This is a genomic window from Qipengyuania sp. (assembly GCF_042095715.1).
Lineage (GTDB): Bacteria > Pseudomonadota > Alphaproteobacteria > Sphingomonadales > Sphingomonadaceae > Qipengyuania.
This window is the reverse complement of the sequence record NZ_JBELMO010000009.1, coordinates 13,845-32,833: the sequence shown is the minus strand read 5'-3', so window position 1 is coordinate 32,833 and position 18,989 is coordinate 13,845. Positions and strand designations below refer to the sequence as shown.

The 18,989-nt window shown below is 60.4% G+C and carries 17 protein-coding genes; 8 read left to right on the top strand and 9 right to left on the bottom strand.

Annotated elements, in window-relative coordinates:
- The first annotated feature begins 400 nt into the window (after nt 1-400).
- Complete coding sequence (locus ACFDTG_RS04080; RefSeq protein WP_202392059.1) at nt 401-652, top strand: hypothetical protein; 252 nt, start codon at nt 401-403, stop codon at nt 650-652.
- Between the two features lie 40 nt (nt 653-692).
- On the opposite strand, the gene ACFDTG_RS04075 is transcribed toward ACFDTG_RS04080, so the two are convergent.
- Nucleotides 693-938, bottom strand: a complete 246-nt coding sequence (locus tag ACFDTG_RS04075) for a hypothetical protein (protein WP_375289753.1) — start codon at nt 936-938, stop codon at nt 693-695.
- Between the two features lie 693 nt (nt 939-1,631).
- Here ACFDTG_RS04075 and ACFDTG_RS04070 point away from each other — a divergent pair.
- The 7 genes from ACFDTG_RS04070 to ACFDTG_RS04040 all read left to right on the top strand — a co-directional run bounded on the left by ACFDTG_RS04070 (nt 1,632) and on the right by ACFDTG_RS04040 (nt 9,544).
- A complete protein-coding gene (locus ACFDTG_RS04070) occupies nt 1,632-1,922 on the top strand; it encodes a hypothetical protein (RefSeq protein WP_149036579.1) in 291 nt (96 codons plus the stop codon).
- Entirely contained in the window at nt 1,915-4,311 is a 2,397-nt protein-coding gene (locus ACFDTG_RS04065; RefSeq protein WP_375289752.1) for a type IV secretion system DNA-binding domain-containing protein, read from the top strand. The genes ACFDTG_RS04070 and ACFDTG_RS04065 overlap by 8 nt, the downstream gene beginning before the upstream one ends.
- Nucleotides 4,312-4,507: 196 nt before the next feature.
- Complete coding sequence (mobF, locus tag ACFDTG_RS04060; RefSeq protein WP_160728987.1) at nt 4,508-7,534, top strand: MobF family relaxase; 3,027 nt, start codon at nt 4,508-4,510, stop codon at nt 7,532-7,534.
- Between the two features lie 10 nt (nt 7,535-7,544).
- Nucleotides 7,545-7,940: a hypothetical protein gene (locus ACFDTG_RS04055; protein WP_375289751.1), complete on the top strand. Its 396-nt coding sequence runs from the start codon at nt 7,545-7,547 to the stop codon at nt 7,938-7,940.
- A 435-nt stretch (nt 7,941-8,375) separates the two neighbouring features.
- Nucleotides 8,376-8,585 (top strand): hypothetical protein, encoded by a 210-nt coding sequence (locus tag ACFDTG_RS04050; RefSeq protein WP_063612683.1) that lies wholly within the window; start codon nt 8,376-8,378, stop codon nt 8,583-8,585.
- 132 nt (nt 8,586-8,717) lie between these two features.
- Complete coding sequence (locus ACFDTG_RS04045; RefSeq protein WP_375289750.1) at nt 8,718-9,080, top strand: hypothetical protein; 363 nt, start codon at nt 8,718-8,720, stop codon at nt 9,078-9,080.
- 77 nt (nt 9,081-9,157) lie between these two features.
- Complete coding sequence (locus ACFDTG_RS04040) at nt 9,158-9,544, top strand: hypothetical protein (protein WP_067501036.1); 387 nt, start codon at nt 9,158-9,160, stop codon at nt 9,542-9,544.
- A gap of 326 nt (nt 9,545-9,870) precedes the next feature.
- Here the strand turns inward: ACFDTG_RS04040 and ACFDTG_RS04035 are convergent, their stop codons facing one another.
- The 8 genes from ACFDTG_RS04035 to ACFDTG_RS04000 form a co-directional block, all read right to left on the bottom strand.
- Entirely contained in the window at nt 9,871-10,713 is an 843-nt protein-coding gene (locus ACFDTG_RS04035; RefSeq protein ID WP_375289749.1) for a sterol desaturase family protein, read from the bottom strand.
- Nucleotides 10,714-10,785: 72 nt separating this feature from the next.
- Complete coding sequence (locus tag ACFDTG_RS04030) at nt 10,786-11,478, bottom strand: helix-turn-helix transcriptional regulator (RefSeq protein WP_375289748.1); 693 nt, start codon at nt 11,476-11,478, stop codon at nt 10,786-10,788.
- Between the two features lie 107 nt (nt 11,479-11,585).
- A complete protein-coding gene (locus tag ACFDTG_RS04025) occupies nt 11,586-12,749 on the bottom strand; it encodes a cytochrome P450 (protein ID WP_375289747.1) in 1,164 nt (387 codons plus the stop codon).
- A 242-nt stretch (nt 12,750-12,991) separates the two neighbouring features.
- Nucleotides 12,992-13,627 (bottom strand): peroxiredoxin, encoded by a 636-nt coding sequence (locus ACFDTG_RS04020; RefSeq protein WP_160662057.1) that lies wholly within the window; start codon nt 13,625-13,627, stop codon nt 12,992-12,994.
- 196 nt (nt 13,628-13,823) lie between these two features.
- The gene (gene lspA, locus ACFDTG_RS04015; protein ID WP_375289746.1) at nt 13,824-14,303 is read right to left on the bottom strand and encodes a signal peptidase II; all 480 of its coding nucleotides are present in this window, start codon (nt 14,301-14,303) and stop codon (nt 13,824-13,826) included.
- Complete coding sequence (locus ACFDTG_RS04010; protein ID WP_375289745.1) at nt 14,300-15,694, bottom strand: aldehyde dehydrogenase family protein; 1,395 nt, start codon at nt 15,692-15,694, stop codon at nt 14,300-14,302. The genes lspA and ACFDTG_RS04010 overlap by 4 nt, the downstream gene beginning before the upstream one ends.
- Nucleotides 15,691-17,331, bottom strand: a complete 1,641-nt coding sequence (locus ACFDTG_RS04005) for an acetolactate synthase large subunit (RefSeq protein WP_185885833.1) — start codon at nt 17,329-17,331, stop codon at nt 15,691-15,693. The genes ACFDTG_RS04010 and ACFDTG_RS04005 overlap by 4 nt, the downstream gene beginning before the upstream one ends.
- Nucleotides 17,332-17,398: 67 nt before the next feature.
- Complete coding sequence (locus ACFDTG_RS04000) at nt 17,399-18,988, bottom strand: multicopper oxidase family protein (protein ID WP_375289744.1); 1,590 nt, start codon at nt 18,986-18,988, stop codon at nt 17,399-17,401.
- Between the last annotated feature and the right edge of the window lies 1 nt (nt 18,989).

Genomic DNA, 18,989 nt, shown 5'->3' with positions numbered 1-18,989 from the left:
GTTGCCCGATCGAACAGAGTGCAGCCTCTCGCGAAATCCCATCGACCAGCGACTAGCCTCCCCGCTGGAACGATGCCTGGGGAAGGGTGCCCGGCCACGCGCCGCGGCACCCTTTTCTCATGCAAGCCAATCGGAGCACTGGCGCATCCCGGCAGCGCCTCGAACATGCGGTGCAGAGATAATCTAAGCCTCCCGCCGATGGCCCGTCCGCCACCATCGCCATGAGCACTCCGGCCATGCACGGGTCAAACGAAAATGGACCGACCGTGAAGGTGCTGCGCACCTTCCGCACCACTCGATCAATTTTCGTTTCCCCTCCGCTTCGCTCCGGTGACCCGCGCACCGCCGGAGCGCTGATTCATGGCATGGCGGACGAGCCGCCAACGACAGGAGGCTACCCATGTGCTACACCACGGAAACATTCGAAGCTGACACCGCCACGACGCGCCAGATCAACACCGATACAATCGCACTCGATGAGAAGACTCTGCAAGCGGAGCGGCGCTCTTACCACTCCTTCTTCGACGTCCATGTCGTCCAGACGGAGGAAGGTTACATCCTGATAGAAGAAGGCGATTACGGCGAGCTCCCGATGCACCTCATCGACGACATAGTCTACACCGCAACCGGCAAGATGGACGACCAATACTGACGGGTATGGGCGGCCGCCGAGACCTCTCGGACGCCGCCCATCAGGACGCCTGCTTCTGACCCGCAGGCTCCATCTTTTCGAGCGCCTCTATCGCGCTCTTCGGCTTCACGCTGACGGCCAGCTCCAACAGTCTCACGGACCGTTCGTGCCCGACCTTGCGGACCAGTCGCGCAAGCACCTTTCCGGCCTCTTCCTTCTCCATCTGCGCGAGCCTTTTCTTGCGCTCGGCAATGTCCTGTTCGGCCGCTTCCAACGCCGCCCGTTCGCGTTCCACTTTCGACACCATTTTCAACTCCATTTCCGGAATGATCGAGGTGGAATCTGATGGCCGATCCTGACTGCAATTTCGAGATGTTTTTTTGCGATCTGCTCTCGCTCTTTTATCGTTTCGGGAAGGAGGGTTTCGGGCCATCCTTCGCGGACTGCGCCGCTCAGGACCGCGCTCTATTGCGCTAGGTTCCTCACTGCCCTGGCTTCGCTAGGGCCGTCTCGTCATCAAGCTCCACCGAGCCGGGCGATGCCTGTCTCGGCCCTGCGGGTCACGATCGACGTGGACCTGTCGGTCCACTCTTGTCCGCCCTGGCAGTATCGAGGATCAGCCCTGCGGACCAAGCGTGAGGTTCATTCCGGCTAGAAAGCCGGCACCTCCAGCTGGATGACCAGCTCCTCTACGACTCCCCCAAGACCAGCAGACCAAGAGAAGAACCGCCAAGTCCCTGATTTATGCACACCGAACACGGCTGCGCCGTAGCTCTTTTCGGGACAAAATAGGCTTTGGAACAGCCACTTAGTTCAGAATGGCGCTCCCGAAACATATTTCGGCGAAGGACGAAAGAAGCGATATGATCGGAATATGCCGGTACATCAGCGCGTTAGCGCCGAAATATCTTTCGTCCGCAAACGCGCTTCCCTTTCCGTTTCGGCGGATATATAAAGGGCTTGCGATAGAGAAACCATGCACAACTCGGAAAGAGTTTGCATGGCCAGTACCTACAAAGGCATCGGCGTAGGGTTCTCCCCCGATGCTCTCGAAGCCCTCGACGCCTACGCGGCCGCACAAGGCATAACGCGTGCCGAGGTAATACGCACCTCCGTCAATATCGGCCTGCCGATGCTCAAGCTGGGTATCGCACTCAATGGCCAGCGTGCGCTCACCATCCTCGAGCACACCCAGCTTGCGCTCTCCCTCCTGGTCGAAAGACAGTATCCGGAGGACAGTGACGAGCTGATCCGTGCGGCCATGCGCAACGTGCGAGAGCACCATGCGTAAAGACATCAGGTACAACAAGCAGGCGATCACTCTGACGCACGCTTCTGCGCGGGGAAAAGTGAAGCGGAACGCGGGCAATTTCACGCGCGGATCGCAGCTGTTCCATCACGAGATCCTGATGACCTGGGCGGGGATCAGAATCCCGCTCTACACATGGATCGGAACCACCGCCCTCCTGCTCTTCGTGCTGGGCTACTTCACGTTCAAGAATCACGAAATCCACCTCGTCCTGATGAAGCTTCTTTCCTCGGTCTGGGGATGGATGTCGCTGGATCCGATGAAGGCGATCAACCTGACGCTTCCTTCCGGCCAGGTGGTGCAGGGGACGATGTCGATGGTGCCCTACCATCCCGCCGTCGAAGCCGCGTGGTCGCGGGCTATCCAAGTGACCGTATCTTCGATGCTCGGCGCGGCCTTCATCTGCGTCCCGCTGACCATCTGGTTCATCGACTTTTCGCGCAAGCGCGGATCGGACATCCTGACCGAGCGCCACGAACGCGGCGCCGTCCTGGTCGAGCGTTCGATCCTCAAGCAATCCATCCTCGCCCACAACTGGCGCGAGCATCAGAAAGAATGCCTCTCGCGCACCCCGCCGGAAGATCCCAACGCTGTTCTGAAAGAGCCGCTCAAAGACTTAATCCGACGCGGCCTTCACCACCCCTACAGGCTTGCCGGACTGCCCTATCCGTGGCGCCTCGAACAGAGCCATGCGATGTTCGTCGGCACGACCGGCGCCGGTAAGACCACAGAGCTCAAGAAGATCGTCAAGCAGGCGCGCGAACGCGGCCATCGCTGTGTAATCTTCGACCTCACAGGAACCTTCGTCGAGAGCTTCTACAACGAGGACACCGACGTGATCCTCAACCCGATGGACAAGCGCTGCAAACCCTGGTCCATTTTCAACGATTGCAGCAACTACGCCGAGTTCATGAGCGCGGCCACAGCGCTCGTTCCCAGCGGGCAATCGGTCGAGGACGATTTCTGGCAGAAGTCAGCCCGCACACTCATGGTCGAGATGTGCGTCAAGATGCTCAAGATGGGCGTCCGCTCGAATGGGGGTCTCGCCTACTTCCTGATGATGTCGGACCTCAAGACGATCCATGCCCAGCTCGAGGGCACGATTGCCGGACCAATGATGTCCCCATCCGCCGCGAAGATGGCGGAATCGATCCGGACTACCTTCATCGCCAACGCCAACGCCTTCCGCTTTTTGCCCGAACCCAAGCCGGGCGAAGAGGGCTTCTCGATCAAGCAATGGATGAGCGAGGACATTAGGGAAGGCTCGATCCTTTTCATCACCTCCACCCACCCCGATCTCGTACTTAATCGGCCGCTGCTGACGCTGTGGATGGACCTTGCCGTCAATGCCCTGTTCCAAATGAGGCGGAGCCGGAATCTGCGCACATGGTTCCTCATCGACGAGGTCCATGCGCTCCACCGCCTTCCCGCAATCGATCACGGCCTGCAGACCGCCCGCGCGTTCGGCGGTGCGTTCGTCCTCGGCATGCATTCCTTCGACAAGCTGGAAGAGACCTACGGCGAGCATGGCGCGACCAATCTCGCTTCGCTTGCCGGCACCAAGCTGATCCTCAAGACTGCCGATCCGGAAACCTCCCGGCGATGCTCCGAATTCATCGGCAACCGCAAGGTTCGGCTGATGGATGAAGCCTATTCCTACGGGTACAACAACAGCCGCGACGCATCCACCATCACGCCGCGCTCGGATGTCGAAGAGCTCGTGATGCCGGACGACATCAGCAATCTGGAAAGCCTGACCGGCTTCATCAAATTCCCCGACGGCTTCCCGGCGTCACGCATCCGGCTCACCTGGAACGATTATCCCGAACGCGCCGAAGGCTTCTGCCGCGTCACCGACATGCGCGCTGCCGAATACGTGCCGACCGAAGAGGAAGCCGCGGAAATGGGTGTCGGGGGGCGCGAGGGGGAGGGGCCGGACAACGTGCCGAAGGACACGCGCGACGGGGTTGATGTCGTCCTCAGCCAGGCGGAGATCGAAGCCGAGAAGTTGCGGGAGGAGGTGGAGGGTTCGCTCGATCGTTCGGTGGAGCAAACCGCGGGCGAATTGCAGCACAGGACCGCTGCCAAGGAAGTGGTCGACGGAACCAGCGACCAGCGCGTTCACGACGACCTGTCGAAGTTCAAGCACACCGGCAAGCGCGACGATCGCGAACGGCAGCGCCTGGCCCAGCGGGACGTCGAAGAGCGAAACGCGTCCAATCGGAACGTCGTCGCGCAGACGCGCCAGGTCAGAGGACGCGACGACGGCCAGGAAAGCATCCTCGAACGGGAGAACCGTCAAGGGTTCGGCCGTGAGACGGAAGAGCACCATGAGGTCTCCATCGAAGAGGATCAGGAGATGGGCCGGTGACCCCCTCTCCATCCATGCGCCGAAGCCGGAGCGACCACATGATCGCCGCGCTGCCCCATCAAGCTACGAAGACGCGGTTCCTCGACAATGAGGTGAGAGCCGGGATCGGCGGCGAGCAATTCGGCATAAGCGCCGACTGGCTCCTCCGCGGCCGCGGCCGAATGCTTCGAAGAGTAATCAGGCTCGGGAGCGTCTGATGCTGTCCGTCGCATCGGTTTCCTCCGCAGGCGGAGCAGCGAACTACTTCGCCAAGGACGACTACTATGTCGGCGATGGCCCTGCCGAGCTCAGCGAGTGGGGCGGCAAGGGTGCCGAGGCGCTGGGCCTGAGCGGTCCCGTCACGAAGGAGGATTTCGAGAAGGTCCTCGATGGCAAGCTGCCCGACGGGACCATCGTCAACGGCAACGAGAACCGGAGAGCTGGGATCGACCTCACCTTCTCCATGCCGAAGTCCGCAAGCCTCATGGCGCAGCTCGGCGGAGACAAGCGCGTCCTCACCGCGCAGGAGGCGGCGGTCAAGGCGACCATGACCTATCTCGAGAAGCATTTCGCCGAGGCGCGCGACTATTCGCGCAATCCGAATGGCGAAGCGGTTCAGACAGGAAAATTGCTGTACGCGCTCTTCCAGCACGACACGAGCCGCAAGCTCGATCCGCAGAACCACACCCATGCCGTCATCGCCGCCATGACCCAGGACAAGGCGGGCAACTGGAAGGCACTCTGGAACGGCGAGGTCTGGAAGAACAATTCCGTCCTGGGCTCGATCTACAATGCCGCGCTCCGAACGAACCTCGAGAAGCTTGGCTATCGGACCGAGCTTACCGGAAAACACGGACAGTTCGAGATCCAAGGCGTCTCGCGGGAGGTGATCGAAGCCTTCAGTCAACGTAGACTGGACATACTCGCGACAGCCGAAAAGCTCGGCCGACGCGCGAACGAGACCGAATTCCTGCGAGGCGTCACCAAGAACACCCGGGATCCGAAACTCAATCCTGATGACAAGCAGGCGCTTCGCCAGGAATGGGCGAAGCGCGCCGAAGGACTAGAGTTCGATGCCAAGGCGATGGTCGAACAAACGCGCGCCCGCATCGACAACGGCCGCGAGGGACCGCTGGGAACGGCCGAACGCGTCCGCGGAGTGATCGCAGCGGTCCAGGAGACCGCGCAGCTCTACACGCGTCCCGCCGACGAACTGACCACGAACGGCCTGCAGCGCATGGGTCTGACCCCGACGCAGCTGCGCACCGAACTCGTAACGGCATCCGCTGTTCGCGTGATCGGCGAGCGCGAGACGTCGTGGACGCGCGGCGAGCTGGTGAAGACCGCGCTCGACCTCGGCGCCAGGGGAGTGACAGTCGAAGGCGTCGAAGCGCGAATGGAAGCGCTGGTCGACAAGGGCCAGATGCTGCCAGGCAAGAGCGCCCGGCTCGATGGGGCGATCGAGAAATACACCACCCCCGAACACGTGGCGATAGAGCGGGCGACCCTCGCCAACGTGACTGCGGGGAAGGACGCGAGTCCAGGCATGATAAAGGCTAGCGGGGCCCCCGAGCGGTTGCGCGCGGTGTCGGGCGAGTACGATCTCAACGCCGAGCAGATCGCTGCCGGCACGCTGGCCTTGTCGAGCGACGACCGCACCGTCGTCATTCAGGGCGTGGCCGGAGCCGGCAAGACGACGCTCATCTCCGCGATCGCTAGCGTTGCGCGCGAGGAGGGCAGGGACGTGATCGGCCTCGCCTTCGCGAACAAGATGGTCAATGACCTGCGCAACGAGACCGAGATACGCACGGCGAACGGCGAGGCGGTGAAGGAGGGCATCGAAGCTAGGACCGTCTCCTCGTTCGTGAACCAGCACCTGCGCGGTGCGCTTCATGGCAGCGGACCAACCTTCGAAGCATCGCGCGCTGCGCTCGAGGGCAAGGTCCTCGTGCTCGACGAAGCCTCGCTGGTCGCGAACAAGCCGATGAACGACCTCCTCACCATCGCCAATCGCCTGGGTGTCGAGAAGCTGGTGATGATCGGCGACAAGGCGCAGCTGCAACCGATCGAGGCGGGCAAGAGCTTCTCGCTGATCCAGGCGGATTATCCCGCGCTGGCCCGGCTCGACACGAGCCTACGTCAGCGCACCGAGCACATGAAGGAAGCCTCGGGCCTCGCCCGCGCGGGCAGGTTCCGGGAGAGCTTCGCCTTGCTCGGCGACAAGGTGGTCGAGGCGGGCAAGGACCATCTGGAGGTTGCGGCGAAGACCTGGCTCGATCTACCCCCGGAGGACCGCGAGCGGACCGCGATCTATTCCTCCGGTCGCGACGCACGCGCATCGCTCAACCGGATGGTGCAGGACGGGCTGCGCGCCGAAGGATCGATCAAGGGCGAGGGGTTGACGCTCGATACGCTCAGGCCGGCCCATGCGACCCGCGAGGAGCTTCGCTACGCAGCAACCTACGCCAAGGGTCAGCTGCTCGAGGTGATGCGCCAGAATGCCCCTGGAGGGCTTTCTCGCGGCAGATACGATGTCGAGGGCCTGGACGCGAAGGGCAGGGTGTTTCTGCGCGACGAAAACGGCAAGCTGAAGCGCTTCGACCCGTCGCGCATCGACCCGGTCGACAAACGCGACGCACTGCGTCTGTCCGAGAAGACCAAGGAAACCATCCACGAGGGCGACAAGGTCCGCTGGACCGAGAAGGACGACGCCCGCAAGCTGATGAAGTCAGAGGAGGCGAAGATCCTCGGCGTCAAGGACGGCGTCGTCACGGTCGAGAACCGTCACGGGGAAACGGTCGAACTCAAGCAGAACGACAAGATGCTCGAGCGCATGGGCCTCGCCTACGCGATCAACATGCACCAGGCGCAGGGCGACACCCGTGATATGGCGATCGGCGAGATGCATTCGTCGGCGCGCCATCTCTCGAACCAGCGGCTCGCGCTGGTGATGATGACCCGCGTGCGCGACGACATCACGATCGTCACCAACGACAGGGACCAGCTGCTCGCCCAGATCGGCCGCAACCCCGGTGACAAGACCAGCGCGCTCGAGACGCTTGGCGAGAAGCGGATCGCGGATGCCCGCATTGATCGCGCAGCCCCCGACTTCAATCCGAAGATCCCCGAACACCTGAAGGTCGGAGAAGCAAGCGCGGATCGCCTGCCCTCGGTCGACAAAGAGAGCCTGCGCGCGGTGCCGCAGATCGACCTTCCCGAACGCAACATCGAACGTGCCCGATAGGAGACCGGCAATGGACAAGACCCAGCATGACCTGATCGCCAACGCCCCGCAGAAGGACAGTCTAAACTCCGTTCTCGAGCAACAGCCGACGCTTTCCAACTTCGTGAAGCAGGCGGGACTGCAGGAACTCGCCGAATTGGTGGAGGGGGACAATTTCGTGGCGTGCGATCTGGATCTGCACGGGGTCCAGGGATGCGCCGACATGCGCGAAATGGTCGCGAACCAGCAGATGGTAGCCGAATGCGTCGCAATCGGTCTCGCCATCCTCATCGCGGTGATCGTTGGTTCGATCGCCGTCACTTTCGTCAATCTCGCAACAAAGTTCGCAGCGCCGCTCGGAATGAACCGCGTCTACGCGCTCTTTCCGCGCCGCCTGAACGAATTCTGGAATGGCAGTACGACATGACACACCTCCTGACGGGCCCGTGGGGTTTTCTCCCCGCCACGCCCGAAGAGCTCTCCGCGACCGGCGTCGTCCTCGCCGTGGCGACCGGACTGACCCTTGATCTTCTGGGCCGACCCGCGCTCATCGACGGAGAACTGACGTCATGGACAAGCCAGACCCTCCTGTTCCTCGTCATCGCCGGCGTCATCATCGCGACAGCCGCGATCTGGAGCGGTCTGCCGCGCCGGGAGCTCTCCCGTCTCAAGGTGCCGCCGCAGCGATACCGATCGCGACGCTCTCACCCGACACGCAGGCTATACGACCGTCCGCCTTCCGGCCGGAGAGCGGCCGACCAAGACGAGCGTCGAACGGCACATCGAAGCCGCGCTCGGACCGCTCGTTGCGCACCGAACCCAATCACCCTGGCAAGCAACTCAAACCTGAAGGAGGACCACGATGGCGTTCGATTACGAAGACGTAGGCACATTCGGAAGCAAGCGAGCCGCCGAGGACTGGGCACACCGTAACAGGGTGGACCTGCGCGACCTCCACATCCGCAACGCCGGAGGCGATCGCGTCGAGGTCGGCATTCGCAAGAGCGGATACGACGACAAGGAAAATTACGACAACCGCAGCGGCGAAAGGCGCGACGGCTTCTGGCGATGACGCCCATGCTCGCGCGCAAGCGCCTCAAAGGTCCGGGAGGCATTCACCTTCCGCGAAACCGCTCCGCAAGGGGCATCACGCGCCACCGGCGCATCAACCACCCGGGCAACCGGAAAGAAGAGGGAACTAACAATGTTGAAGAAGATGATGGCAGCCGCTGCAATGGCAGGAGCTTTCATGGCCGTACCGGCAGCAGCACAGGATGCCTTAGCGGCGGATGAAATGCACGAACACGCTGCCGCCACGAAGACGATCGCCGATGGGGTGAATCAGAGCACCGGCAATGTCGCCCGGAAGATGCTCGATCTTGTCGCCCGGGAAGCGAAGGCGAAAGCGACGCTCGAAGACAGTGTCGAGCGCAAGCAGCGCCGTATGTCGCTGGACGAAATGGTCAAATGCCACGACTGCAAACAGGAGAAGCAGGACTGCGGCGATCAGGCGAAATGCGATGTTCGGAATGATTGCCGGAAAACGAAATGCCAAAAGAAGGCGTGAGCTCGGGAGGAAGGGCCGCGATCATCGACGAGCCGCAGGTCCGATGCCCCTTCTGCAGGGGTCTTATGCCGGGATGGATGTCGCGCTATCCCGGCAAAACCTGCACGCTCTGCGCACGGCCCCTTTTCCTGCTCCCTTTCATCTCCTCGCGGCATTATCGGTCGGTTCTGAGCGCGATCGACGTCGTGAAGATCATTATGCTGCCCGTGATGGCAGGTGCGACCATATCGTTCGCCATGGGTCGTCTCGAGGCCGACAGCTACGCCTGTATCGTCGCTGGCGCTCTCCTCACTTGGGGAATGATCGATGTCTGGGACGGAACGGCAGGCCTCAGAACCGGCCTGGACAAGGTCAGAAAGCGGATTTGTCGAGGTGCCGTCGCTCGCAAAATGTCCCTCGCAAAGACGATCTTCGGATCGGCCTCGATGGTGCTGGGCGCGATCGGCCTGCTGATGGTAAGGTGAAGATCCGCCGACAATTTGCGGCTACGCGCATTACGCTGCTCGGAATCGCAACACTGAGCGATCAGATCTCGACGGCTTTGGCACTTGGAATAGGTGGCGGAACTTAAGCGCTCAATGCTTCCGCAGCGGGAGAAGGCCTTATATGAGCAGTTCGCTTGCCGCGGTAACTTTGGGTTGCGTCGTTGCTCTCAGGCATTCGGCGACATATTGGATTTCTCCGGCATGCCGAAAAGCGGAGTGAGGGCACGACAACCGGCTGGTGATGCGTAGGATACTTGCTGTTCCGTCATGCCCATCCTTCGCTTCGGGCGTCGGCGCCGGCCAGTTTACGCCTGCGTTCTAAATGGTTCGGCCAACTGTGCGAGGTACGCATTAGGATAATCTTCGATGCCAGCGAGGCCGATCGCCCCGGCTTTGATATGCTCACTCGATCCAAAGCGCGCTGTACCAAGCAGAACATCCCAGAGCGTTAGAAACAGACCGAAATTGACGTCGCCGTCCGTTTGGGACGCAAGGTGGTGGTGCCGATGGACAGGGGCGACGGCCCAGACATATGCCAGCGGCCCGACCCGCATCTCGACATTCGAATGCTGTAACTGGAGCTGGATCAACACCGCAAAGGAAGCCACGGCAGCGACATCTAGAGGAATCCCCAATAGAAGCCATGGCAAGGCACCGGCGGAAACCTCGAAGAACTGGTGGACCGGATGCTTCAATAGCCCGTTGAAGCCGTACATGCGGCGTACCGAATGATGCACGGCATGAAAACGCCAGAGAAACGAAACCCTGTGACTGGCGAAATGGGCAAGGGTTATCCCTAGGTCGAGAAGCACGATTGCGATGGCCGCATCAGCCCATAAGGGCAGCGTCGTTGGCCAGGCTGATTCCCAAGGGACAAGGCTTGCGATGAGCGGAAGAAGCAGCACCATAGCCACAAGAGACCCTTCGTTTACAAGGGCATGCAAAACGTCCCGCCCGCCATCCCCATGGCTCGAATTCCACTGATTTTCGAAAGGCGCGATATGCTCGGCGGCAAGTGAGGTCCCGATCGCAGCGATGACCAGAACTAACAGCCAGGCCGGCGAACTATCCGAGGACACGATCGCCGTAGCGCCCCCGACAAAACCAAAAAAATAGAGTGGGGCATAGAGATAACGAAAAACGACCACTGGAGCCTCCATCAAACGATGGATCCATTTACGCTCCCGTCGCCCACCGGTCTTGAACGTTTCGGTGGTGTTTTAACGCACGATGGTAATCGCGATTTTTGCAAGACCCAGTGATGGCGTCACGCCGAACCATTCGACCAAACGACGGGTAAAGTGCGCTTGATCGGAAAACCCACCCGCGGCCGCTGCGGCAGCGACACTATGAGATTGGTCGAAGCTCTCGATGGCACGCTGAACCTGTAACCATTGCAGGAGCTTGGTTGTCGGCACTCCAAAATCCCGAACCGCAATCTCCCGCATCCGCGTGGTGGAAACGCCAACGGCTTTGGCCAATTCCGAAGGGGTTGCCCCGGGTCCGATCCGTTGCAGCGCAGAGCGGAGGCGCGGGTCGATTCGCCTCGATCTCTTTCGGTTCAAAAAACCCTCTATCCATTTGCGTGCGTCGTTCCCGGATCGAACCAGAGCCAATGCATTCGCTTCAGCGGTCGAAAGCCGTTCCAGTCCAACACTCTTATTGAGGTCACGGGTTCCCATGAAAAACGGATCGACATACAGATTTCGCAGGATGGCACCGGATGGCGTCAAGCGGTGAACCGTGGTGGCAGGGATGAGAACGGCTTCACCGGGCGACAAGCGAAGATCTCGGTCAGCGGTAATGCTGCAAGAGTCGCCCAGCGAAAGACTGATCTGGTGTGCCAGATGACTGTGCGGCCGGTTCTCTCCTGTTTGGGCGTCGAGAAGTGCCCATCCAAATCCGAGCATCATGCTGCCCTCCCATGGAGCGTCGGTGCTTCTCAAAGAGCGATTTCGTCTTAGCTGCTGTGCAATCGGACGTTCCTTTCTGAGAGATCTCAACGCGTTCCCGACTCTCCTCAAGTCTCTTTCAAAGACCGCTCACTGCGCCGGATATCCGCGAGAATGATCTTGCTGACTGGCAGCGCCGGCATCCGGGAACGATCGATGCGCAGATTCTGCGCGGGAAGCCGATATTCCATTTCGCAAAGCAACATACGCAACGCGCGCTCCATGACTTCGAGTACGACTGTCTCGCCGGGACAGCGATGATTTTTGGAGACATCGCCGCCGCCCTGAGGGATTAATGCGAACGCGGAAAAGTCTTCCTTGCGAAAGCGCTCCGGATTGAAGGTTTCCGGCTCATTCCAGAGACACGGATCAGTGTTGGTTGCATGCAAGTCGAGAAGGAAACGTCGCCCAGCTGGAAAACGGATGTTTCGCCAGCTAAAGACCTTCCAGTTTCTGGCTGCGACCACGGGGAAGAACGGATAAAACCGGCGCACTTCCTGTACGAAACGATACAATTCGGAGCGATCGGATGCAGTGGTCGGTGCCACCTCGGGAAACGAATGGAGAGCGTGCGCCAATAAAGCAATGTAAACGGACGCCGCGACGGTTGGACGCAGGACGTTCAGCAGTTCGACGGCAGCGATCCTGGGGCTTAGCAGCGCGCCATCCTCATCCCGGTGCCCAGCAATGACAGCCAGCGCGGATTCAGTGGGTGGAACGAGGCGACGGTCACGCACATCCTTGATCACGTAAGCAAGCCACGCTTCGGAACGGCTGCGAGCGCGCCGGGCCCGAAAATGGCCCAAGCCGAGCGCGGCCGCGCGGTCGAAGAGTAGAACAAGGTCGCGAGTTCGCTTGATGCGCTCTTCAGCCGGTAATGGCACTCCGGCCCAGTCGCACACTGCTTCGGCCAATATGGGATGCAGCGCTTCGTAGAAGATTACCTGCGTTTCCCGGGTCCATGCCGGGAGTTCGGCCAACCACATTTTTTCGAATTTCTCTCCCAGAGCCTCGACACGCTCTTGCGTCAGCAACGACACGAACATTTCCTTGCGCCGCAGATGCCGCTCGCCATCCAGACCCTGGACTCCGCCCTTGCCAGTCAAAGTCGCCCGAACCGGTTCCGGCATCGCGCCGTCGCGCGACATTCGCGCTTTATCGTAGAACATCTCGGCCGCAGCTTCGCCGCGCAGGCACACAGTCCGCCGGAGCAACAGGCGGGTTTCGAACATATCGCCACCGGTTCGCGAGCAGACCGTGCTTACGAAGTCATAGGGCCGTCTCAGGAAATGGAGTGTGCTGTCGACGGGCCCTTGCGGTATGAGTTCTTCGCTCTGTTTTATGGAACGATTCATAGACCAATACCGTCCTTTCGATTTGGCATATCGCTGCCGAGCCAGCCACAGCGAAACCAACCGGCTCGCTTTTGACTATGCTCCCGCCGATAAGTCTCGCATTGCCCCTTATGCTGCGATCAATCCTGCGGTTGCGGTGTGACGCGCAGATAAGGTTTTACCGTCTCCCAGCCTTTGGGGAATTTCTCACGCGCTTCTTCATCGCTGAGCGAGGGCACGATGATGACGTCCTCGCCATGCTGCCAGTTCACAGGCGTGGCCACGCTGTGGTCGGCTGTCAGTTGCAGCGAATCGATGACCCGCAGGATCTCTTCGAAATTTCGACCCGTGCTCGCGGGATAGGTCAGCGTAAGTTTCACCTTTTTATCGGATCCGATTACGAAGACCGAGCGTACTGTAAGAGTGTCGTCGGCCTGTGGATGGATCATTCCATAGAGATCGGCGATTTCACGATCCGGGTCCGCGATCAGCGGAAAGTTGAGAGCATGACCCTGGGTTTCGGCTATGTCGCCTGCCCAGGAGCGGTGGTCTTCGAGTGGATCAACGCTGAGACCGATCACTTTAACGCCGCGTTTGTCGAATTCCGGTTTCAGGCGGGCAACCTCACCAAGTTCCGTCGTGCAAACAGGAGTGAAATCCGCAGGGTGCGAGAACAGCACCGCCCAGTCGTCACTCATCCATTCATGGAACTTGAGCGTGCCATCGGTTGTGTCGGCCTCGAAATCGGGTGCGGTGTCGCCAAGTTGAAGTGTCATTGAAAATCTCCTGTGGTGAGCGCTAACATAGCGCGAGTTCCATCAGCAGATGGGTGCTACAGGTACTGTAGGTGCAAGCGAGATCGCGACGGAGCGGCGTTCTGGCGCGACGGACGGCATCAGGAGCGCGCTGGTGTTTCGCTCGCCCGCGCTATGCGGAACCCTAGGCCCTTCCTTGCCTTACGCTATTTTTAACTCAGTTCATATCGGGGCGGTTTTCAGGCTGCTCTTCGCCCACCAGGACCAAAAGCCCCAGTCCCACTACGATCGCGACGTCGGCCAGATTGAATGATGGCCAATGAAGAGTATCCCAGTATAAATCGATGAAGTCTCTGACAGCACCGAACATCAGCCTGTCCGCAACGTTGCCGAGCGCTCCGCCAATCGCGAGGCTCAAGCCGAGCGCATGGATGGGCGATCGGGTTCTTATCAGCCAAATCCCGAGTAGTCCCGAAAGCAAAACGCCGATCGCGATAAGGATAACCGGTGCTGCTTCACCAGCCAATCCGAATGCCACGCCGCTATTGGTGATGGCGACTAGATTGAAGCCCGGGAACACTGCGATCACGTTACCCGAACCAACGAAAGAATGCGCCCAGGTTTTCGACAATTGGTCGAGGCCGAAGCTGGCCAGAATCAAAACGGGCGCAAGCCGTTTCGCCGCGCTCAAGGTCATCGGACGCTGGATGGTGCATTTACGACCACCATCTTTTCTTCGCTCATATCGGCCATCGTGTAACCGATACCGCCTGTTCCGAGACCCGACTGACGGCGTCCTGCGAACGGCATCCAGTCGACGCGAAATGCGGTATGATCGTTGACCATTACGGCTGACGCGGCCAGCGCTTCGACGCAGTAATCGGCCCAGGACATTCGGTCGGTAAACACAGCCGCCTGGAAGGCGTAGGGAAGCGCGTTCGCTTGGCCGATCGCAGCATCGACGTCGTCGTATCCGTAAATGCAGACCACAGGGCCGAACACTTCCTTCCGCGATACATCGGCGTCGTCGGGCGGATCGACAAGGACCGTGGGCTGGTAAAGGGTAGAACCCGTGCGCTTACCCCCTGCGGCGAGCCTGCCGCCGCCCTGAACGGCTGCATCGACCCAGGATTCGACGCGGTCGACTTCGGCAGGACGAATGAGCGGACCGCATTGGGTTTCCGCATTGGTCGGATCGCCCACCGTCAGCGCTTCTGCTCCCGCAGCGAGCTCGGCAGCGAAGTCCGGCAATTCGGCGCGCGGAACGAACACGCGCTGCACCGAGACGCAGACCTGACCAGAATGATAAAAGCCCCCTTTCAGGAGCGGAGGAATTACCTTGGCGTGCGCAACGCTGTCATCGACGATGACCGGGGCCGCGCCCCCATGTTCCAGCGCCAAGCGGGTGCCAGGGGCCAGTTTGGAGCGGAGCATCCAGCCAACTCTGGCCGAACCGATGAAGGAGAAGAACGCAGTTCGTGGATCGGTGACCATTTTTTCGGCGACCTCGTCCGAGCACGGCACGAAACGGCACCAATCTTCATTGAGTCCGGCTTCATAAAGGATTTCGACGAAACTCTTGCAGGAGAGGGGCGTGTCCTTGGCCGGTTTCACCAGAACAGGGCATCCGCTTGCGACTGCCGGTCCCACCTGATGGGCGATCAGGTTCAGAGGATGATTGAAAGCGGAGATCGCCACGACCGGCCCAATCGGCTCACGGAAGGTATAGGCTTTGCGTCCTGCCCCCGCCTGCGTCAGGTCCATCGGGATTTCGCGCCCGCCGCTGGCGAACAATTCGTGTATGCACAGTTCGACGCTCTGAATGGCGCGACTGGTTTCCACGCGCGCGTCGATGATGGGTTTGCCGCCCTCGCGCGCAATCTGCATTGCCAGCGTCTCCGCGCGCTCGCGCATCAGCACGCTGGCGCGCTGCAGGATGGCGATGCGTTCATGGGCGGGGAGCCGCGCTTGCCGGTCTTCGTGCAGCGCGCGCGCCTCGTCGAGCCAACGATCGATTTGTGGCCAGTCGACCAGCTCCACGCTGCCAATGCATTCCTGGTCGTAGGGATTGAGGACCTGCCACGTCATTGAGGACACTCCATCGCCTTCAGTTCATCGATCAGAACCTTGCGGTTCTCGGAATAATCCACCGGTAAGTCGATGAGGTGAACGCCGCCGCTTTCGAACGCTTCATTCAACGTCGGTACCAGTGCTTCGCTGCTCTCGATCCGGTGGCCCGTCGCACCATAACTCTTCGCATAGGCAACGAAGTCGGGGTTGGCGAAGCTCAGACCGTATTCGGGAAAGCCAAGTTCTTCCTGCTTCCATCGGATCATACCGTAAGCGGAATCATTGAGAATGAGTACGACAAGGTTGAGGCCGAGCCTGACCGCGGTTTCCACCTCCTGCGAATTCATCATGAACCCGCCATCGCCGCATACGGCGAGCACGCGGCGCTCGGGCGACAGCATCGCTGCCATCATCGCCGAGGGGAGACCCGCTCCCATCGTCGCCAGCGCGTTGTCGAGCAGAATCGTGTTCGGCTCATGCGCGATATAGTTGCGGGCGAACCAGATCTTGTAGATGCCGTTGTCGAGTGCGACGATGTCGTCCCGGCCCATGACCGCCCGTACATCTGCAACGATGCGCTGGGGCACCATCGGAAAGCGGCCATCGTCGCTGCCTTGGCGGATGTGCGCCGCGATGTCCTCATGGACATTGGCGTAGGCTGCCGGGTCACTAGGGTGTTTGCCGCGCAGCCGGTTTCCTAGTCGCTCGACAGATCCGGCAATATCGCCAATGACTTCCAGCTGCGGAAAATAGACCTGGTCGACCTCTGCGGCCTTGTAATTTATATGGATAACGGTGCGTCCGTCAGGCTCCATGTAAAAGGGCGGTTTCTCGACCACGTCATGGCCGATATTGACGATCAGGTCTGCGCGATCGATGGCACAATGAACATAGTCATCCGACGATAGAGCCGCCGTTCCCAGATACAGGGGGCTTGCCTCATCGAGCACTCCCTTGCCCATTTGCGTATTAAAAAACGGAAATTGGGTATCGTCGACGAACTTTCGGAGCGCCTTGCAGGCGCTACGTCGGTTGGCCCCGGCACCAACCAAAAGCAGCGGGCGATCGGCGGCGAGAATTCGCTCGGCAGCTTCGTCTAGCGCGGCATCTCCGGCCACCGCATATTGGCGGGGGTGGGGCGCAACGACCGGTTCGGAGGTTTCTTCCTCGGCAATATCTTCAGGCAGTTCCAGCAGAACTGCACCGGGTCGCTCTTCCTGAGCTCTCCTGAAACCTTCGCGCACGAACGAAGGAATGCGCTCCCCATTCACGATCTGCTTCGCCATCTTACATAGTGGGGTGAAAAGCGAGACGACATCGACGATCTGGAACTGCGCCTGCTTCGAGACCTTGATGGGTTTTTGGCCGGTTATCATGACCAGAGGGAAAGCGCCCAGAGCGGCATAAGCTGCGGGCGTCGTGAGGTTTGTCGCCCCTGGTCCCAGCGTGGCAAGGCATACGCCGGCTTTACCGGTAAGACGTCCATAGGTTGCCGCCATGAACCCTGCCCCTTGCTCGTGCCGGGTAACGATCAGACGGATCGACGAGGTCCGCAGTGACTCCAGAAGATCGAGGTTTTCTTCGCCCGGAACCGCGAAGATATACTCGACGCCTTCGGCTTCCAACGCGGCGACAAGAAGATCGGATGCTTTCATGGAATGGTTCTCGCATTGGTGAGGGCCTGGAGGCTGTCGGTGGCAGGTCTTCTGCTCGGCTACTGATTCAGGCTGTGACGGTGAATTGCCCCATCATGCCGGCATCTTCGTGCTCGAGGATGTGGCAGTGGTACATGTAAGGCAAATCCGGGTCGGTGTAGTCCTCGAACCGCAAAAGGAGCCGCACGGTCTCGCCCGGATAGACGACGACCGTGTCCTTTAACCCCTGTTCCGCCGCCTCAGGTGCCCGGCCGTTCCGGTCGAGGATACGGAACTGCACATCATGAATGTGGAACGGATGCGCCATCATCGAGGCATTCTCGACCTGCCAGATTTCGGTGGTATTGACCCGCACTGTCTCGTCGATACGCTGCATGTCCATCGATTTGCCGTTGATGGTAAAACCGCCTCCACGCATCATGCGCATTCCCATGCCCATATCGAGAACGAAACGGCGCGTCCGGACCGCGTCGCCTGGATCGATCTGAGGCAAGGTAGCGAGCTGGCGCGGCATAGCGATCGCCCGCCTGCGGCTTGCGGCCGGCCGGATGTCCAGCACGGTAAAGCGACGCCTTTCATCCATCATACCGCCCATCATCCCATCGCGACGCTCCCGTTCGCCCATCATCCAATTGTCCACCGGCCGGTCGGAATCGCGCGTGGGTCCGGGCCCTCTCATTCCCCGGCCCCTATTTCCCATGCCCATGATTTCGAGCCCGTCCGCAAGCAGCGAAACCGGCCTTCCATCACTGACATCGACGATTACCTGCGCGCGTTCGCCCGGGGCGAGAACAACATTGTCGGTTGGCAGCGGCGCGGCGAGCAAACCGCCGTCGGTTCCGATCTGATGGAAGCTGCGGCCATCGTCGAACCCGAAACGGTAAAAGCGTGCGTTCGAACCATTGACCAGGCGTAGCCTCAGGCTATCGGACCTTGCCTCGAAGACGGGTTCGACGATGCCATTGACCAGCATTGTATCACCCATCATCCCCATCATGACATTATGCATGCGTGTGGAGTAAATGAGGCTTCCATCGCGCGCGAAAGCGCGATCCTGTACGACCAGCGGTATATCATCGACGCCGTAATCGTTCGGAAGGTCGAGCGCTTCGCTCGCGCTGTCGCGAACGTAGATCATTCCGGCCAGACCCTGATAGACTTGCGGCCCCGAGCGGCGGTGCGCATGCGAATGATACCAGAACATCGATGCGCGCTGGCGGACATCGAAACGCGCGGTCCAGCTGCCTCCCGGCTCGATCGGTTGATGCGGTCCGCCATCGGCGCGCGCCGGCAGATGAAAACCGTGCCAGTGGACGGTTGCCGTTTCGGACAGATCGCTCGTGACATTCATCCGCACCGTGTCGCCCGCGTACATCTCAAGCGTGGGGCCTAGATAGGATTGGTTGATACCGATGGTCGGCGTTTCGAGCCCGTCAAAAAATTGCGAGACGCCGTGGCGCAGATTGAGATCGAAAACCCTCTCGCCGCCTTCTCGTTCGCCTGAATAAAGAGGAGGAATGAGAAGTTGCGAGCGTGCCGTTCCCGAAGCAAGCGTTGCTTTCTTGCCTATCAACAGGTCGCGCCCGGCATATGCGGCTATCCCCAATGCACCTGCGCCAAGCATCGCACCGCCAAGAATGGAACGTCTGTCGATCATA

Coding starts and splice junctions, on each gene's coding strand:
- ACFDTG_RS04080 (WP_202392059.1), top strand. CDS start 401: ATGTGCTACACCACGGAAACATTCGAAGCTGACACCGCCACGACGCGC.
- ACFDTG_RS04075 (WP_375289753.1), bottom strand. CDS start 938: ATGGTGTCGAAAGTGGAACGCGAACGGGCGGCGTTGGAAGCGGCCGAA.
- ACFDTG_RS04070 (WP_149036579.1), top strand. CDS start 1,632: ATGGCCAGTACCTACAAAGGCATCGGCGTAGGGTTCTCCCCCGATGCT.
- ACFDTG_RS04065 (WP_375289752.1), top strand. CDS start 1,915: ATGCGTAAAGACATCAGGTACAACAAGCAGGCGATCACTCTGACGCAC.
- mobF (WP_160728987.1), top strand. CDS start 4,508: ATGCTGTCCGTCGCATCGGTTTCCTCCGCAGGCGGAGCAGCGAACTAC.
- ACFDTG_RS04055 (WP_375289751.1), top strand. CDS start 7,545: ATGGACAAGACCCAGCATGACCTGATCGCCAACGCCCCGCAGAAGGAC.
- ACFDTG_RS04050 (WP_063612683.1), top strand. CDS start 8,376: ATGGCGTTCGATTACGAAGACGTAGGCACATTCGGAAGCAAGCGAGCC.
- ACFDTG_RS04045 (WP_375289750.1), top strand. CDS start 8,718: ATGTTGAAGAAGATGATGGCAGCCGCTGCAATGGCAGGAGCTTTCATG.
- ACFDTG_RS04040 (WP_067501036.1), top strand. CDS start 9,158: ATGTCGCGCTATCCCGGCAAAACCTGCACGCTCTGCGCACGGCCCCTT.
- ACFDTG_RS04030 (WP_375289748.1), bottom strand. CDS start 11,478: ATGATGCTCGGATTTGGATGGGCACTTCTCGACGCCCAAACAGGAGAG.
- ACFDTG_RS04025 (WP_375289747.1), bottom strand. CDS start 12,749: ATGTTCGAAACCCGCCTGTTGCTCCGGCGGACTGTGTGCCTGCGCGGC.
- ACFDTG_RS04020 (WP_160662057.1), bottom strand. CDS start 13,627: ATGACACTTCAACTTGGCGACACCGCACCCGATTTCGAGGCCGACACA.
- lspA (WP_375289746.1), bottom strand. CDS start 14,303: ATGACCTTGAGCGCGGCGAAACGGCTTGCGCCCGTTTTGATTCTGGCC.
- ACFDTG_RS04010 (WP_375289745.1), bottom strand. CDS start 15,694: ATGACGTGGCAGGTCCTCAATCCCTACGACCAGGAATGCATTGGCAGC.
- ACFDTG_RS04005 (WP_185885833.1), bottom strand. CDS start 17,331: ATGAAAGCATCCGATCTTCTTGTCGCCGCGTTGGAAGCCGAAGGCGTC.
- ACFDTG_RS04000 (WP_375289744.1), bottom strand. CDS start 18,988: ATGATCGACAGACGTTCCATTCTTGGCGGTGCGATGCTTGGCGCAGGT.